General features: G+C 66.5%; 19 protein-coding genes. 1 reads left to right on the forward strand and 18 read right to left on the reverse strand.

The features are described from left to right. Window position 1 precedes the first annotated feature (1 nt). From ACLQ2Q_RS20405 to ACLQ2Q_RS20470, 14 genes are all read right to left on the reverse strand, one after another. On the reverse strand, window positions 2-283 hold the full coding sequence (locus ACLQ2Q_RS20405) for a zf-TFIIB domain-containing protein (protein ID WP_425823359.1): 282 nt from the start codon (window positions 281-283) through the stop codon (window positions 2-4). Continuing rightward, complete coding sequence (gene resB / locus ACLQ2Q_RS20410) at window positions 280-1998, reverse strand: cytochrome c biogenesis protein ResB (protein ID WP_425823361.1); 1719 nt, start codon at window positions 1996-1998, stop codon at window positions 280-282. The genes ACLQ2Q_RS20405 and resB overlap by 4 nt, the downstream gene beginning before the upstream one ends. Continuing rightward, window positions 1979-2746, reverse strand: a complete 768-nt coding sequence (locus tag ACLQ2Q_RS20415) for a cytochrome c biogenesis CcdA family protein (RefSeq protein ID WP_425823363.1) — start codon at window positions 2744-2746, stop codon at window positions 1979-1981. The genes resB and ACLQ2Q_RS20415 overlap by 20 nt, the downstream gene beginning before the upstream one ends. After that, window positions 2743-3351 carry a TlpA family protein disulfide reductase gene (locus ACLQ2Q_RS20420; protein WP_425823365.1) on the reverse strand — a complete coding sequence of 203 codons (609 nt, stop codon included), beginning with the start codon at window positions 3349-3351 and terminating at the stop codon, window positions 2743-2745. The genes ACLQ2Q_RS20415 and ACLQ2Q_RS20420 overlap by 4 nt, the downstream gene beginning before the upstream one ends. Then, window positions 3348-3683 carry a DUF6804 family protein gene (locus ACLQ2Q_RS20425; protein ID WP_425823367.1) on the reverse strand — a complete coding sequence of 112 codons (336 nt, stop codon included), beginning with the start codon at window positions 3681-3683 and terminating at the stop codon, window positions 3348-3350. Before ACLQ2Q_RS20425 ends, ACLQ2Q_RS20420 begins: the two co-directional genes overlap by 4 nt. Then, the gene (locus ACLQ2Q_RS20430) at window positions 3680-4219 is read right to left on the reverse strand and encodes a signal peptidase II (protein WP_425823369.1); all 540 of its coding nucleotides are present in this window, start codon (window positions 4217-4219) and stop codon (window positions 3680-3682) included. The genes ACLQ2Q_RS20425 and ACLQ2Q_RS20430 overlap by 4 nt, the downstream gene beginning before the upstream one ends. After that, entirely contained in the window at window positions 4209-4880 is a 672-nt protein-coding gene (locus ACLQ2Q_RS20435) for a copper resistance CopC family protein (protein ID WP_425823371.1), read from the reverse strand. The genes ACLQ2Q_RS20430 and ACLQ2Q_RS20435 overlap by 11 nt, the downstream gene beginning before the upstream one ends. Next, window positions 4873-5784, reverse strand: a complete 912-nt coding sequence (locus ACLQ2Q_RS20440) for a cation diffusion facilitator family transporter (RefSeq protein WP_425823373.1) — start codon at window positions 5782-5784, stop codon at window positions 4873-4875. The genes ACLQ2Q_RS20435 and ACLQ2Q_RS20440 overlap by 8 nt, the downstream gene beginning before the upstream one ends. Before the next feature lie 13 nt (window positions 5785-5797). Then, the gene (locus tag ACLQ2Q_RS20445; RefSeq protein ID WP_425823375.1) at window positions 5798-6817 is read right to left on the reverse strand and encodes a flavin-containing monooxygenase; all 1020 of its coding nucleotides are present in this window, start codon (window positions 6815-6817) and stop codon (window positions 5798-5800) included. Then, window positions 6817-7479, reverse strand: a complete 663-nt coding sequence (locus tag ACLQ2Q_RS20450; RefSeq protein WP_425823377.1) for a DsbA family protein — start codon at window positions 7477-7479, stop codon at window positions 6817-6819. The genes ACLQ2Q_RS20445 and ACLQ2Q_RS20450 overlap by 1 nt, the downstream gene beginning before the upstream one ends. Window positions 7480-7577: 98 nt before the next feature. Further along, window positions 7578-8015, reverse strand: a complete 438-nt coding sequence (locus ACLQ2Q_RS20455) for a hypothetical protein (RefSeq protein WP_425823379.1) — start codon at window positions 8013-8015, stop codon at window positions 7578-7580. Between the two features lie 47 nt (window positions 8016-8062). Next, window positions 8063-9952 (reverse strand): heavy metal translocating P-type ATPase, encoded by a 1890-nt coding sequence (locus tag ACLQ2Q_RS20460; RefSeq protein ID WP_425823473.1) that lies wholly within the window; start codon window positions 9950-9952, stop codon window positions 8063-8065. 262 nt (window positions 9953-10214) lie between these two features. Then, window positions 10215-10550, reverse strand: a complete 336-nt coding sequence (cmtR, locus tag ACLQ2Q_RS20465; RefSeq protein WP_282836805.1) for a Cd(II)/Pb(II)-sensing metalloregulatory transcriptional regulator CmtR — start codon at window positions 10548-10550, stop codon at window positions 10215-10217. 75 nt (window positions 10551-10625) lie between these two features. After that, the gene (locus ACLQ2Q_RS20470; protein ID WP_425823381.1) at window positions 10626-10850 is read right to left on the reverse strand and encodes a hypothetical protein; all 225 of its coding nucleotides are present in this window, start codon (window positions 10848-10850) and stop codon (window positions 10626-10628) included. A 258-nt stretch (window positions 10851-11108) separates the two neighbouring features. On the opposite strand from ACLQ2Q_RS20470, the gene ACLQ2Q_RS20475 reads away from it, so the two are divergent. Next, window positions 11109-12368, forward strand: coding sequence for a Y-family DNA polymerase (locus ACLQ2Q_RS20475; RefSeq protein ID WP_425823475.1), 1260 nt, complete (start codon window positions 11109-11111; stop codon window positions 12366-12368). On the opposite strand, the gene ACLQ2Q_RS20480 is transcribed toward ACLQ2Q_RS20475, so the two are convergent. The 4 genes from ACLQ2Q_RS20480 to ACLQ2Q_RS20495 all read right to left on the reverse strand — a co-directional run bounded on the left by ACLQ2Q_RS20480 (window position 12305) and on the right by ACLQ2Q_RS20495 (window position 14534). Beyond that, window positions 12305-13393, reverse strand: coding sequence for a zeta toxin family protein (locus ACLQ2Q_RS20480; protein ID WP_425823383.1), 1089 nt, complete (start codon window positions 13391-13393; stop codon window positions 12305-12307). The genes ACLQ2Q_RS20475 and ACLQ2Q_RS20480 overlap by 64 nt on opposite strands. After that, window positions 13390-13860, reverse strand: a complete 471-nt coding sequence (locus ACLQ2Q_RS20485) for a hypothetical protein (RefSeq protein ID WP_425823385.1) — start codon at window positions 13858-13860, stop codon at window positions 13390-13392. The genes ACLQ2Q_RS20480 and ACLQ2Q_RS20485 overlap by 4 nt, the downstream gene beginning before the upstream one ends. A 72-nt stretch (window positions 13861-13932) precedes the next feature. After that, complete coding sequence (locus tag ACLQ2Q_RS20490; protein ID WP_425823387.1) at window positions 13933-14382, reverse strand: hypothetical protein; 450 nt, start codon at window positions 14380-14382, stop codon at window positions 13933-13935. Next, on the reverse strand, window positions 14382-14534 hold the full coding sequence (locus ACLQ2Q_RS20495; RefSeq protein ID WP_425823389.1) for a hypothetical protein: 153 nt from the start codon (window positions 14532-14534) through the stop codon (window positions 14382-14384). The genes ACLQ2Q_RS20490 and ACLQ2Q_RS20495 overlap by 1 nt, the downstream gene beginning before the upstream one ends. Window positions 14535-14544: the final 10 nt, after the last annotated feature.

Here is a 14544-nt window from a genome sequence, read left to right on the forward strand (position 1 = left end):
ATCAGAAGTCGAAGAGGTCGCCGAGGAAACCCTCTCGACGGCGCTTCCCTCCTCGGTCGTGACGGGAATCGCCTCGGTTCGGTTGAGAGTCGCTGCGGCCGTGGTGGGAGTCGCGTGATGGTGGTGCGGGGTATTCCGGTGCGCGGGAGTCGGGGGCGCGGTCGATGATCTTGTCCAGTTCGCCGCGGTCCAGCCAGACGCCGCGGCATTGCGGGCAGTAGTCAATTTCGACACCGGAGCGCTCGGTCACCACGAGCAGGGCATCGTCAATGGGACATTTCATCGGTCTTCTCCTTCGGGAGGGGTGTGGCTTATGGTGCCGGTCAGCGCGGCGGCATGAGTGTCCGCGATGTCGCGGACGGCTTTATGCAGGGTCGGGTCCTCGCCGCGCGCGAGGCCGGCGTACTCGACGCGGACGCCCGCGGGAGTGGTGTGGGCTTTGATCCACACGCGGCGGCGGGGGACGAACATCCCGGCAATCAGTCCCAATGTGGCGAGGGTGGCGAAGGCGAGCACCCAGGTACCGGAGGGGTCGTTTTGGATCTGCAGCGACGCGAACCGTTTCACCGGTTCACCGACCACCGCGGTGTCGTCCTCCCAGGTGATCGTCCCCCACCCGTTGGGAAGGTCAGCGGTCGCGCCGGGGGTGAGCTCGAGCGAGTCGGCGCCGGTGTCGGCGCCGGTGTGCTGGGTGAGCCCGTCGACATCGAGGGTGTAGACGGACCGGGGGGTGCCGTCATCGATCCCGAGGTCACCGCTGAACACGTTGAGAGTGAGCACCGGGTTGATCGCATCCGGGTACACCGATGTATACGCGCCGGACGGCAGCACACCCTGGGTGGGGTAGAAGAACCCGACCAGGCCGAGCTGTTCAGGCATCCCGTCCGGGATCTTGATGACCCCCAAGGAGGTCATGAATGAGTCCTGCGGCAAGAACGGCTGCGATTCGCTATACACAACTTCCCCTTCCGGGTTCCGGATGGTGAGGGTGGGCGCGTACCCGTTTCCGAGCAGGTAGATCCGGTCACCTTCGACGGTGATCGGATAGTTGACGATGACGCTCTCGCTGCGGTCGTCCTGCCCGGGTTGGCGGATGGTCACGTTGGCGGAGAAGTCCCCTGCTTGCCCCGCGCCGGGGGTACCGGGTAGCTGATAGGTGACCTCGAACTCGTCGAGGGTCATCGAGTACGGGGCGAGGCCGGTCCCGTCGATGAACCGGCCGGGGTTGAAGGAGGAGTAGTCGCTGAGCGCGTTGACGAACGTGGTCCCCTCCACCACGACCCGCTGTCCGGTGTATGCGAACCCGCCGCCGATGCCGACGGAGACCAGCACCCCGATCAGAGCGATGTGGAAGACCAGGTTCCCTGTTTCTCGCAAGTAACCGCGCTCCGCCGAGACAGATGCCCATCCGCGGCCGTCGTACCTGTGCACCCGGTAGCCGGCGCGGCGCAGTTGCCGCTCCGCGAGCTCAACGGCCTCTTCCGCCGCGTTCTGGGCCGCCGCCCCTGCGGATACGGTGACTTCCCGGTAATCGGGGAGGCGGGAGAGGCGGGCCGGAGTGCGGGGCGGCTGGGACCGGAGGGCTTTGTAGTGGTGCTTTGCGCGGGGTATCACGCAGCCGATGAGGGAGGTGAACAGCAGCAGGTAGATCGCGGAGAACCAGGGCGACTGGTACACGTCGAACAACCCGATCGCGTCCGCGAGAGGGAACACGTCCGGATTGTCGCGTTCCCATTGGATGACGCCGTTGGGGTCGGCGGTGCGTTGCGGGAACAGCGACCCCGGTACGGCGGCGATCGCAAGGAACAGCAGCAGCACCAGGGCGGTACGCATGCTGGTCAGTTGCCGCCACGCCCACCTCGCCCAGCCCACTATGCCGAGCGCCGGCGAGGTCACGTCCGCGGCATTGTCACCGTCGTCGCTGTCGGCGTGGTCGCGAGGTCGGAGCGGGTCGACAGCCTCGTTCGTCGTGTCGGTCTCAGAGCGGGAGGGGGACATTGATCACCACCTGTTGCAGTGCCGACATCAGCGCCGTCCACAGTCCGGTGACCATCAGCAGCCCGAGGAGGATGAGCATCACTCCGCCGATGATGTTCAGCGCGCGGATGTGGCGGCGCAGGAATGTCACGGACCGGGATGCCCACCCCCAGCCGGCTGCGAGGATCAGGAACGGGATCCCCAGGCCGAGAGAGTAGGCCAGGCCGAGCAGGCCGGCGCGAGCCGGGTCGCCCAGGTTCCAGGACATCGAGATGATCGCCGCGAGGGTGGGGCCGATGCAGGGCGTCCAGCCGACACCGAGCGCGAAGCCGAGCAATGGCGCGCCGATCAACCCGGCCCGGCCTCGGGTGCGGGGGCGGAGGGTGCGTTGGGCGAGCCCGAACAGACCGAGGAACACCAGCCCGAGAATGATGATGACGACCCCGAACACCCGGGTGAGGATGTTCGCGTACTGCAGCAACAGGAATCCGAAGGTGCCCCCGAGGATGGTGACTGCCACGAAAACCAATGTGAAACCGGCGATGAACAAGGCCACCCCGAGCAGCAGCCGTGCACGCTCTGCCCGCACCGCGACCCCTGACCCGTTTCCGACTGTTCGGGTGTCGGTGGTGGTGCTGCCGAGGTAGCCGAGGTAGCCGGGCACGAGGGGCAGCACGCACGGGGACAGGAAGGACACCAGCCCGGCGAGTACCGCGACCGGGACGGCCACCCACAGGGCGCCGTCGATGATCGCCACCCCGGGGTTCACGGGGCATCCTCTGCGAGGGTGTCGGCGACGAGTGTGGAGAGGATTGATGCGGTGGCCAGTTGTCCGATGATCCGGGCGGCGACTCTCCCGTCGCGGTCGATGACGAGGGTGGTGGGGGTGGCTTGGATGGGGGTGAGCTGTGCGAATGCGAGTTTGACTTGCCCGTCGTTCACGTCGATCACGCTGGGGTAGGTGATGTTGTTGTCGCGGGCGAAGGAGAGCGCGGTGGCGGGCTGGTCGTAGGTGTTCACCCCGAGGAACGCGACACCCTGATCCTGGTAGTCCTGCCACACCTCTTCCAGCAGTGGCGCTTCGACGATGCACGGCCCGCACGCGGCGTACCAGAAGTTCACCACCAGCACCCCACCCCGGTAGTCGTCGCTGGTCACCGTCTCACCGGTTTCGGTGACACCCTCGAACACGACCGGGTCACCCCGTTCCGGCTCCGGGATCTCCACGACCTGGAAATCGCCGGAGATGTAGCCCTTCTCGTTGCCGTCGCGGTACTGCTGCGCCAGGGAGTCATCCGCCGCGCAGCCGGTCAGCAACGCGCCCGCGAGGAGAAGGGCGACAGCAGTCCGGGTCCGACCCATGTGGGTGGTCATGGGCGGCGCACCTTGATCAGCGCGCCGGCGACAAGGAACACCACCGCTGCGGCCGGTTGCGCGGCCGTCCACACCGGCCCCGCGAACGGGAACGGGAAGACCGGATTCCAGACCACCACGATCACCGCGAACACCGGCACCCACCACCACTGCCGCGCCTGCACCGCAAACCACGCCACAATCACACCCAGGATGGCGGTGAGGAACAGCACAGCCAGGAACCAGTCATTGCCCATGAGCGCGGGGGCAACGAACAAGGCAGCTGCAGCGAGCAGGCTCGGCGCGAACGCGTTGCGCTGATACGTCGAGGGGATTCGCTGTTTCGCCATCATCGTCCCGCCTCCACCGCGGCAGCCGGGGCCGTGGGATCATCCTTTGCTGTTGTTGTGCGGGTGCGGCGGTGACGGATCCAGAGACTTCCGGCCAGGACGACCACGCCGGCGCCGAGAGCGACGTCGGCGAGGTTGCCGATGAACCAGTTGCCGTAGGCGAGGAAGTCGGTGACATGGCCGCGGCCGAACGCGGGCGGGGCGAACAGTCGGTCGATCAGGTTGCCGATCGCGCCGCCCAGGATCAGCCCGATCCCGACCGCCCAGCCGGTGGTGCGGGCGCGCGTTGCGGCGATGACGAGCACGGCGGTCGCGGCCACCCCCAGCAGGGTGAGCAGCCACGTCGCCCCGGACCCGAGGGACAGGAGGGCTCCCGGGTTGAAAGCTAGTTGGAGACCGAGCAGATCACCCAGCAGCGGGATCCGCTCCTCCTCGCTCAGGGAGGACAACGCGGCCGCCTTGCTGGCCTGATCAATCAGCACCACTCCTGCTGCCGCGATGCAGGCGACAGCGAACCTGCGTGCCTGGTTACGACTCATCAGTCGAGTCCTTCCCGGCGGGAGTGTCCCGGGCGGCTCGCGCGGCGTCGGCACGGTCGCGGCGTCGACGTTCCCTGCCGACCATCAACACGATGACGAGGGCGCCGCCGAGGACAACCACTCCCCCGACCACAGCGAGGATCGCGAAGGTATCGCCGCCTCCGGAGGTCTCGCCCCCGTATCCGTTGTCAGCGGGCGCTTCGGTCGCGGTCGGTGCGGGGGTTTGCGGAGCCGTGCTCGGTGTGGCGGCGGGGCTACTCGGGACAGCGTCGGTGGGTGCGACGGTGTAGGTGTATTCGCCGCTGATCGGGTGGCCATCGCTGGAGACGACTTTCCACCGGACGGTGAACAGCCCGGCCGGCGGGTTCGGGGCGAGGTGCTGAGTGATGGAGGTGCCAACTTCTGAAGGTGCATCGGTGGCGATGTTCTGCCCATCGGGGGCGATCACCTCGACGGCAGCGGATTGCATCCCCGCAATGAGTTCACCGCTGAAGGACAGGGTGATCTCTGCCGGTGATCCGGTGATTGTGGAGCCCGCTTCGGGATAGGAGGAGACCAGTTCGTCGTGTGCTTGGGCGGGGGTTGCCACAGCCAGGGTTAGTCCCGCTCCGAGGAGGAGGGTGGCCATGGCGGTGATGAGTGAGCGGCGGGGGTTACGCATGGGTGGTGTGTTCTCCGGGGTGGGATTGCGATTCGATCTGGAACGTGGCGTGCTCGATGCTCACCGGGAAGTGGTCGGCGACACATTCCTGGAGCTCTTGCAGGAGCCGGGCGGACTGTTCCGGGGTGAGGGTGTCGTCGACGACGACGTGCGCGGTCAGAGTGGGGAGGTCCGTGGAGACTTGGGAGGCGTGCAGGTCGTGCACGGCGACCACCTGCGGGAGCTCGAGGATGTGTCGGCGTACCTCCGCCAGGTCAAGGCCGGGAGGGGTGGATTCGAGCAGGACGCTGCCGGATGCGCGGAGCAGGATGAAGGTGCGCGGGATGATCAGGAGAGCGATCAGGATGCCGGCGACCGCGTCTGCCTGGTACCAGCCGAGGGTGGCGATCAGGATGGCACTGACGATGACGCCGACGGAGCCAAGTGCGTCATTGAACACCTCGAGGAACGCGGCGCGCATGTTCAGGTTGCGTGTGCGACCGCTCATCAGCACCAGCAGGGACGCGATGTTCGCGACCAGGCCGACGATCCCGAAGAACAACAGGCTGCCGGACGCGATCTCGGGCGGCTCAAATAGTCGCCGTACGCCCTCAACCAGCGCGAAGATCCCCACACCGAGGAGCAGGGCGGCCTGGGCGAGAGCGGCGAGCACTTCCGCACGCCGCAGCCCGAACGTGTACCGGTCAGACGGGGGCCGGTTCATCAGATGCGCGGCGGTGACCGCCATCGCGAGGCCGATCACGTCGGTCAGCATGTGCGCGGCGTCCACGAGCAGCGCGAGGCTGCCGGTGATGACTGCGCCGATGACTTCGATCACGAACACCGATGCGGTGATCGAGAACGCGATCAGCAATCTGTTCCGGGGGGTGGCCTCGCCCGTGTCGTGGCTGTGTCCAGCGCCCATGTTGGTCCCTCTCTTATGGCCGGTTGATGATGTGGTGTGCGATCGCTGTCGCGTCCGCGGAGACCCCGGCGATGGTGTCGACACCGCGGCGGCTGTATTGCGGGAATCCCGCGACGAACAGGCCCGGTACGGGGGTCGTTGTGCGCCGCGGCCCACGGATGCGTGCCTCATCGGGGAGCCAGTCGTCTCCGGGGAGGTAGCCGGTCGCGAAGATCACCGAGCCCGGTGATGCCGTCGTCCCGTCCGCGAAGGTCACTGCACCGCCCCGCGCGTCGGTTACCGCGGGGACGACTCGCACCCCGGCCTGTTGCAGCCGTTCGTAACTGTCACCGAACACCGGCTCGGGACGAAGATCCCCGCCGAACAACGGCCGACGCCCGCCGGCGGCCAACGGGTAGCTCGCTAACGGCCGGTGCGCGCGGCGGGTACGCACCGCCACGGTCACTGTGTGGGAAGCGGCAAGTTCCCGTGCGATCTGCAAACCGCTGTTGCCGCCGCCGACGATCAGCACATCCCGGGTGGGAATCTGGCGGGGGTATTGGTAGCTGCTGGTATGGATCGCGACACCGGGGACGCTCAATGCGGTGGCCCATTCGGGAAGTCGGGGGTGGGCAGCAGCGCCCGTGGCGCAGACGATGTTGCGGGTCTGCACCTCACCCACGGTGGTGGACAGGTGCAGGGTGGTTCCGTCGCCACGTCGCTCGACCCCGGTGACGTGGATATTCCAGGCTGTTTCGACACCGATCCCGGCCTCGACCACCTTGAGGTAGTCGACCATCTCATCCACCCGGGGGTGCAGCCGTTGATCCCCAGGATGCCGCCGAGTCGGGAGAGCGCTGTGTCGGGCGTCACTGAGCAGCACCATCGAGTGCCACCTTGACGACCAGCTACGCTGACCCGGAGCTGCCGCATCGATCACGACGAAATCCTGCTGCGGCCGCAGCCCTTCCGCGCTCAGCGCCGCAGCGACAGCCAGGCCCGACTGGCCGGCGCCAACGATGATCGCCCGACGGCGCGCAAGACTGGCAGGCATCACGGGGCCGTGCTCAGCGCTTGAGTGATGGCGTCCTCGAGGTCGTTCCACTGCTGCAGCTCCAGCGGTTCCCCGTCCACGAAGAACGTCGGGGTGCTGGAAACACCCAGCGCCTGACCCTCGTTGAGGTCCATCTCCACCCGGGCCAGCGTTTCCGGGTCCGCGACGGCCGCATCGTAGGCTGCCATGTCCAGCCCGAGCTCTTCCGCAAATCCGCGGAACAAATCCGCGCGGGATTCTTGCGACTCGCCCCACTCGGCCTGCGTCTCGAACAGCCGGTGATACATGTCCTCGAACCGGTCCTGCCCGGCTGCGGCCTCCGCAGCTAGGGCCGCGTTGGTGGAGTTGGTGTGACCGGGGAGCGGGAAGTAGCGGACGACATAGGTGATCTGCCCCGCAAACTTCTCCCGAATGTCTTCGACGATCGGGTAGAACGCCCCGCACGCCTCACACTCAAAGTCGAGGAACTCCACCACCGTGACCGCACCCTCACCCCCGTCGTCCAAGACATGGGAGTTCGGTCGCACCACCGATGCAGGCTCCCCCTCCCCTCCCGGGGAAGGCGTCGAGCGTTGATTGACAAGGACATAGATGACCGCCGCCAGGATCAAGGCGACGACGACAGCGACAGTGATCAAGGTCACTTTCACAGGGGTTTTCATGGAGGCACTCCGAACGGTCACGACGCGTGGGCATGAGAGAAATCTCCCCGGCAGGCGCCGGAGAAGGTCACCACCACAGACGGGTGGCGTGCCAGGTGTCAGGTTCGGGAAATGCTCAGCTGTGTCAGCGTGAACGCGGCGGCGCGGGGCGGTGCCGGCGTGGGCAACAGTGCTCTCAGCAGCGGCAGCAGTCCGCGTTCAGGCTGTGGCCGCCGGGTGCGATGCAACCACCGGGTCACCACGACCAGTAGCAGCCCACACAACACCCCAAGCACACACACCGCGACGCCTAGCAGCATGGGACTCGTCGTTCCCTGATCGATCACCGGAGTACCAGCAACGATTGGCGCGATGTGCGCGTCCACATGCTCCGTGACGGACGACGCGGTCGGTGCGGCTGCCTCGGGTTCGGTGTGGGTCGCCATCCACGCGCCGACGATCAGCAGCAGCGCGAGCGCCACGCTCGTAATGATCCTCGTTATCAGCAGACGCTCGCTCAGAATCACAGCATCCTGTGTTCGAGCGGCCGAAATCATCTTTCGCAGTCTACCTTCCACGGATTAGTGGGTTGCGGTGCCCAGATTCAGGCCACCGTCAGCGCGTGCTGAGGTGCGGGAGTGGACATGCTGCGGGCGAGGGCGGGGCGGCGGGCAGCGCGAACACCGTTGGCGATGACGATCAATTCGGCGATCTCGTGAACCAAGACCACCCCGGCCAGGCCCAGCACCCCGAACAAGGCGAGAGGGAACAGGACGACGATGATCGCCAAGGCGAGGGCGATGTTGGCGGTCATGATCCGTCGGCCGCGTCTGGCATGACCAAGCGCGGCGGGGATGAGCCGGAGGTCGTGGCCGGTGAAGGCGACGTCGGCGGATTCGATCGCCGCCGCGGACCCTTTCACGCCCATCGCGATTCCGACCGTGGCCGTGGCCAAAGCTGGGGCGTCGTTGATGCCGTCGCCGACCATTGCCGTGGGGCGGGTGGCGACCAGGGCGGTGATCGCGTCGGCCTTGTCTCTCGGCAGCTGTTCGGCTTGCACGTCGGTGATTCCGGCCTCGCGGGCGATCGCGCGGGCGGTGCGGCCGTTGTCGCCGGTGAGCATGACCGTGTCAATGCCCTGCGCGTGCAGCATCCGCACTGTCTCCGCCGATTCCGGGCGCAACTCGTCGCGCACTCCGACCAGGCCGGCGAACCTCCCGTCAACCTCCACGACCACAACCGTCATTCCCTGCCCGGCCATGTGTTCCGCGGTGTCGCTCTGCTCGCTGACGTCCAACCAACGTGCGTTGCCGACACGCACGGTGCGGCCACCGACTCGGCCCGTAATACCGTGCCCCGCGTCCTCCACCACATCCACCGCGGCCGGAGTACTGGGCGTGGCCGCCGTGATGGCCGTGGCGAGGGGGTGAGTGCTAGTCGATTCGACTGCCGCCGCCCAGGCCAGTAATTCCTCGTGGGTGACGCCCGGCGCCGGGTGTACCTCGACGACGACGGGCTGGTTTCGGGTGAGGGTGCCGGTCTTGTCCAAAGCGATGGCGCGGATAGTGCCGAGTTGTTCGAACGCCTCGCCCGACTTGATGATGACACCGAATTTGGACGCGGCGCCGATGGCGCTGATCACCGTCACCGGGACAGCGATCGCCAGAGCGCAGGGGGACGCAGCGACCAGGACGACGAGCGCACGTTCTGTCCACGTCCCGGGGTCCCCAATCAAGAAACCGAACAACACGATTGCGGCGGCCGCAATCAGCACCGCAGGAACGAGAGGCCTCGCGATCCGGTCAGCAAGCCGCGCTCGGTTGCCTTTTCGTGCGTGTGCCTGCTCCACGAGGGCGACGATCTGCGTCAAGGAATTGTCACGGCCGTCGGCGGTCGCCTCGATCCGCAGGGTCGCTGCCCCGTTCACGGAGCCGGCTGCCACCAGGTCTCCCGGGGCGACGTCGACGGGGATGGATTCGCCCGTTACCGCGGACGTGTCCAGACTCGACTGTCCCTCCACGACCACACCGTCGGTGGCGACGCGTTCGCCCGCGCCGACCACGAGGATGTCGAGCTCCTGAACATCCGCAGCAGGGATCGTGACATCGCCGTTCAACCGTGACACTCGTACCGTGTCGGGGATCAGCGACAGAAGCGCGCGCAGGCCTTCTCTCGCACGATCCATAGCGCGGTCCTCAAGGGCCTCGGCGAGGGAGAACAGGAACGCGAGCGTCGCTGCCTCACCGACGTGACCGAGCAGCACCGCTCCTATCGCGGCGATCATCATTAGCAGCCCGACACCGACGTGACCGAGCAGCAGCCGGCGGACTGCGCCAGGAACGAACGTGTAGGCACCCGCCAGGAGCGCCACCCACTGCAGCACCAGCGCGGGAACGGAGAGCCCGGACCACTCGAAAACGTACCCGGCAAGAAGGAAAACACCGGATAGGACTGAGGGGAGCAGTGCAGGATCCCGCCACCACGGCGGCCGCACCTCCGGCTCCTCTCCTGCGGTACCGGTCACCGCCGACGAGACACTCGGACCGCAGCACGCGTCTCCGTCCTCGACGTGAACGGGCGTTGCGTCAACGGCCAGTGCGGCGGGCTCGCCCGGCGAGCAGCAAGAATCCGCGGCTACCCGAGGTGCAGACAACTCGATTCGCCGTACCGTCCTGGCCTTGCCAGGCTCGTCAGGAGCGCAGCACTCCTCGCTCATCCCGCCCACCCCGTCCGCTCGAAGACCGATGCCCCGCCGGTCATGCGCAGCACTCGCACGCGTCGTCAACGCAGGGGACACCCTGATCGACAGCAACCACAGCCTCGAGTAGATCGCGCATCCCTCGGGTCAGATGAGGATCGGAGATCTCGTATCGCGTGCGGCGGCCCTCGGGTGTTGCCACCACCAGGCCACACCCTCGAAGGCAGGTCAAGTGATTGGACACGTTGGTGCGAGTCAACTCCAAGTCCCGAGAAAGCTCTGCCGGATACCCCGGCCCATCCAGCAAGGACAGCAGGATCCGCGAACGCGTCGGATCGGCCATCGCCCGACCGAGCCGGTTCATCACATCAAGACGAGAAGCAAGAGTCAGCACACGATGACTATACAGCCCGCGATGACCTGTTGAGAATCTCCGTTGGTCGACGTGCATATGACACTGAGCTCGCTCCTATCGCTCTTTGAGCCGCAATCTCCTGGCAAGGAAGCCCGCCAGCCCCCCAAGAAGAAGGCAAACGACAGCGATCGGCACCGCGACCTTCCACCAGACATTGCCGGTGAGCAGATTCGCCAGAAGGACCAACAAACACAACGCGTTGAACATGAAGGCAAAAAGGACGAATCGAGTAGATGACCAGCGTTCACGCGCGGCCGGACGTTTGACAGCAGAAGGCACGACGATCCATTCACCGGAAGAAGATGCTCCGAGAATACAAGTAGCAAACACACGCCACCCGAAAGATGATCAGTCCAGATTCCTCCCGCGACAGGTGCCATCAATCGCCCTGTTCCTCGCCGTGTGCGCTGGCGCCTCCTAAGGCCCGCCAGGCGGCCTGTCTCAGGAAAGTGTCACGACAAGGATGCCGCGCAACCCTCAGAAGTGATCTTCCGGCGCGACACCTAGTGTCATCGAGTAGCGATACCGACAGTCGTCCTGAGCAACAACGACGGGATGGTGGTTGCTTCGAGCAAAGAGGCGAAGGCGCTGGGGCTGGATCTCGGCCGCCCATGGTTCGAGCTCCGCCCTCACGCGCAGCGGCTGGGAGTGACGGCGTTGAGCTCAAACTATGAGCTCTACGGCGACATGTCCCGCAGATTCCACGCCATCCTGGCCAGGTTCACCCCGGAGCTCGAGATCTACAGCATCGACGAGGCATTCATGCGGGTGAGTCCGAAGATCGCACGCGACCCCGATGCGATGACAGCCCTGGGCCGGGAGATCAAAGACACCCTCCATCAGCTGATCGGCGTGCCGGTGTGCGTCGGGATCGCGGAGACCCGCACCCAGGCGAAGCTGGCGAACCGGGCGGCCAAGAAAATCGCGGCATTCGAGGGTGTGTGCGTGTGGCCGGCGACGCGACCGCAGTGGCGGCAGCAGCTGATGAGCCGGCTTCCGGTATCGGAGGTCTGGGGTATCGCGTCCCGCCTCGAGCGACGGCTTGTGGCGATGGGGATCTCGTCGATCGCGGACCTCGCTACAGCCGACCCGGTGCGGATCCGAAAAGCGTTCAACGTGGTCGTGATGCGCACGGCGCTGGAACTGCGGGGCGTGCCATCCATCGTCGCGGAGGAGGACCGCACGGGGCGGAAAGAGCAGCTGATCGTGTCTCGGTCGTTCTCGGAGAAGGTGACCACTCGGGACGGGATGTGCCAGGCGTTGTCGATCTACGCGCAGCAGGCGGCGACCCGGTTGGTGCGCCAAAAACAGGTCGCGAAGTTGCTCACCGCGTTCGCGGGGACGTCGCACTACTCCGAGCAGCGCAGCTTCCCCTCGGTGATGGTGAAGCTTCCGGCGCCGACCGCTGACCCTGTCGAGCTCACCCGTGCCGCACACCGTCTCTTGCCGCTGATCGAGGACGGTGGGCGGTACGCACGGGCGGGCATCATGCTCACGGACCTGCGGCCGGCTTCCCAGGCGCAGTCGCTCGAGCTCTTCCGATATGCCCACGAGGAGTCGGGTATCGCCGAGCTCATCGACAAGGTGCAGAAGAAAGAGGGCCGGGATCTCCTCGGCCTCGGATACGGCGGCATGCGTCCCGGCCCGTCGTGGCAGATGAAGCGCGAAATGCTCACCCCCCGCGCTACGACCCACTGGGACGAGTTGGCACACTGTAAGGGCCTGAGCGGCACTCAGGAGCTCGTGGGGCGGGTGCGGGTATGTGGAGGCACCACGGTGCCGTCTGAGCGCTCGTAGCCTGCGACGTAGATCTCGCCGGCGGCGGCGGTGGTGCTGTCCCCGCCGGCCGGTGCGCTCGGGGCGGAGTCGGTGGCTGCACGAGGCTGTGGCCGGGGGATCTCGCGGATCTTCTCGTGCGCGAATCCGTCCACGTCGTCCTTGCGGTAGCTGCGCCAGGGTGCGCCGGCGGCGTCGACGTCGTCGACGTAGTAGACGTCTGCGCACACGGTGAGCCCTTCGGGCGCGCCCTTGATCGCCATGGCCACGGCTCGCGTGCACGCAGAGAATCGCTCGTCGTCTTCGTAGAGCGAGTCGGTGATGTGTTCGGGAACGTACCTGGCCTGGTAGGCCGCATCGTCGTCGGTGCCGTCCTGGAAGGCGGCGTAGCCCTTCTCCCAGCGGTTGATTACCCGCGCCCGGGTGACTTCGCGCGGCCCGTCGACCGCGATGATCTCGATCGACGTGTATCCCTGGTCGGAGAGTTGCTGGAACCGCTTGAGCAGCTTCACTTTGCTGCCGTGCACGCCGTCGATCACCACCCGCTCCCCTCGCTCGAGGGAGAGCGTCGCGGCTTCTCGGGCGAGCTCGGATGATTCCTCGTGTACAAGGGCGGCGAGCTCGCCCGGGGCGAACCGGTCACCTTCGTCGATCCGCGCCTTCACGGCCGGCGGCACGATGTCGTCGTACTCGCCTGAGTCGCGCAGCTTGCGCAGCAGCCGCGTCTTGAAATCGTCGGGGTCGATGAACCGCCAGTGCTTCTCCTCGGCCTCGGGAATCCGTTCACGCCGAGCCGAGCTCTTGCCGGCGCCGGGAGGCCCAGCCATCACCAGCACTTGGCGATCGCGGATCACCGCGTCGTTCTCGGCGAAGAACTCCCGGATGATCTGCTTGTGCAGCCTCGCTCGAGGCGCAGTGAGGCGCCCATTGCGGTAGTTCTGCTCGCGCTGGTACGTAGCGGTAGGTGCGTCTGCGTCGATCGGGCCGTTGACAGCGGTGAGGGATCGAAGCGCCGTCAGGTGCTCCGAGTTTTCTGAGTCCGTCAAGCGGCTGCGCTCTCGATCTCCTCGTACTCCTCATCGGAGAGCAGATCGAGACCGACATAGGCGTGGTAGACCGCATCGAAGCTGTTATCCACGACCTCCCAGTCGTCGGCTTCACCCTGGGTCTTGTACTGCGGGTCGTAGTTCCAGTGCTTGAGGAGCTCGACGAACTCCTGGTGCGTGATCTCGCCCCGCTGCGCCTGGCGCACGAGCTCCATTGCCGTCGCGGCCACAGGCTTGCCGGTCGTCACGACGACACCCTTGCTCTTTTCCAGCGCCTTGAGGATCCGCGACATCTGCGACTCGCTCTTGCCGAGCGCGGCGCCGAGCTCCTGCAGCTGGACGCCCTTGCCGAACCGGAGGGACACGAGACGCTCGTTGATCGCCTTCTCGATGAGCTCCTGCCGCAGGTGCAGGTTCGCGAGCTCGCGAAGCTCTGCGGTGGTGTTGGTGCCGGTGATCGTGGTCATGTCGCTCGCCTCCTCACACCCCAGTCTACTAGCTCTTGCATATATGCAAGTAGCTTTTTCTGGGATGCGCGGTCAGGCGCCGGCCAGCTGCGGAAGCTGCTCGCGGATCGTCCGCACCGCGGTCAGCAGCGAGTCAGGTTCCGAGCGCAGGCGCTCGACGTCGGTCATCAGGTTGACCACGGGGTCGGGCGGCACCAGGCCCCACGCGCTGCCCTCTCTGAGGCGTTCCGGGATGCGAGCGATCAGCCAGACCGGGCCGTCGAAGGTGTAGCCCCGCTCGAGCGGAAGCCGGCGCAGCACGGCGTAGATCTCGCCGGCGATGATCGAGATTCGCCATTCGGACTCGGGGGTGCCGGGCAGCTGTGTTTCGGCGAGGCGGAAGCCATCGGCGACGTCCCATCCGCCGAGATCTCCGGTCACGCCGTTCGCGGCCTCACGGTCGGGGTTCTCCGCTAGGTAGACGAACGGGTTCTCGTAGACGGTGACGCCCTCGGGCAGCTCGGTGTACCGGGGACGGTTCACTAGTCGGCTCCCGCGGGGTCGACCCGGAGGGCGATGAGCTCGTGGCCCTCGGGGACCTGCGCGTACAGCTGCTCGCGGGCCTGCTCGTAGGTGTCGGCTTCGACGGTGATGCGATCGGTCGCGGTGCTGCGGATAGTGCCAATGACGCGCATGGGACGGGAC

Source organism: Microbacterium sp. DT81.1 (assembly GCF_049844955.1).
Classification (GTDB): Bacteria; Actinomycetota; Actinomycetes; order Actinomycetales; family Microbacteriaceae; genus Microbacterium.

What these genes read in the sequence shown, in the direction of transcription:
- ACLQ2Q_RS20450 (WP_425823377.1), bottom strand. Translation starts at nt 7,479, where the DNA reads ATGAAAACCCCTGTGAAAGTGACCTTGATCACTGTCGCTGTCGTCGTC.
- ACLQ2Q_RS20445 (WP_425823375.1), bottom strand. Translation starts at nt 6,817, where the DNA reads ATGCCTGCCAGTCTTGCGCGCCGTCGGGCGATCATCGTTGGCGCCGGC.
- ACLQ2Q_RS20455 (WP_425823379.1), bottom strand. Translation starts at nt 8,015, where the DNA reads ATGATTTCGGCCGCTCGAACACAGGATGCTGTGATTCTGAGCGAGCGT.
- ACLQ2Q_RS20430 (WP_425823369.1), bottom strand. Translation starts at nt 4,219, where the DNA reads ATGAGTCGTAACCAGGCACGCAGGTTCGCTGTCGCCTGCATCGCGGCA.
- ACLQ2Q_RS20495 (WP_425823389.1), bottom strand. Translation starts at nt 14,534, where the DNA reads ATGCGCGTCATTGGCACTATCCGCAGCACCGCGACCGATCGCATCACC.
- ACLQ2Q_RS20405 (WP_425823359.1), bottom strand. Translation starts at nt 283, where the DNA reads ATGAAATGTCCCATTGACGATGCCCTGCTCGTGGTGACCGAGCGCTCC.
- ACLQ2Q_RS20435 (WP_425823371.1), bottom strand. Translation starts at nt 4,880, where the DNA reads ATGCGTAACCCCCGCCGCTCACTCATCACCGCCATGGCCACCCTCCTC.
- ACLQ2Q_RS20420 (WP_425823365.1), bottom strand. Translation starts at nt 3,351, where the DNA reads ATGACCACCCACATGGGTCGGACCCGGACTGCTGTCGCCCTTCTCCTC.
- resB (WP_425823361.1), bottom strand. Translation starts at nt 1,998, where the DNA reads ATGTCCCCCTCCCGCTCTGAGACCGACACGACGAACGAGGCTGTCGAC.
- ACLQ2Q_RS20440 (WP_425823373.1), bottom strand. Translation starts at nt 5,784, where the DNA reads ATGGGCGCTGGACACAGCCACGACACGGGCGAGGCCACCCCCCGGAAC.
- ACLQ2Q_RS20425 (WP_425823367.1), bottom strand. Translation starts at nt 3,683, where the DNA reads ATGATGGCGAAACAGCGAATCCCCTCGACGTATCAGCGCAACGCGTTC.
- ACLQ2Q_RS20485 (WP_425823385.1), bottom strand. Translation starts at nt 13,860, where the DNA reads ATGACCACGATCACCGGCACCAACACCACCGCAGAGCTTCGCGAGCTC.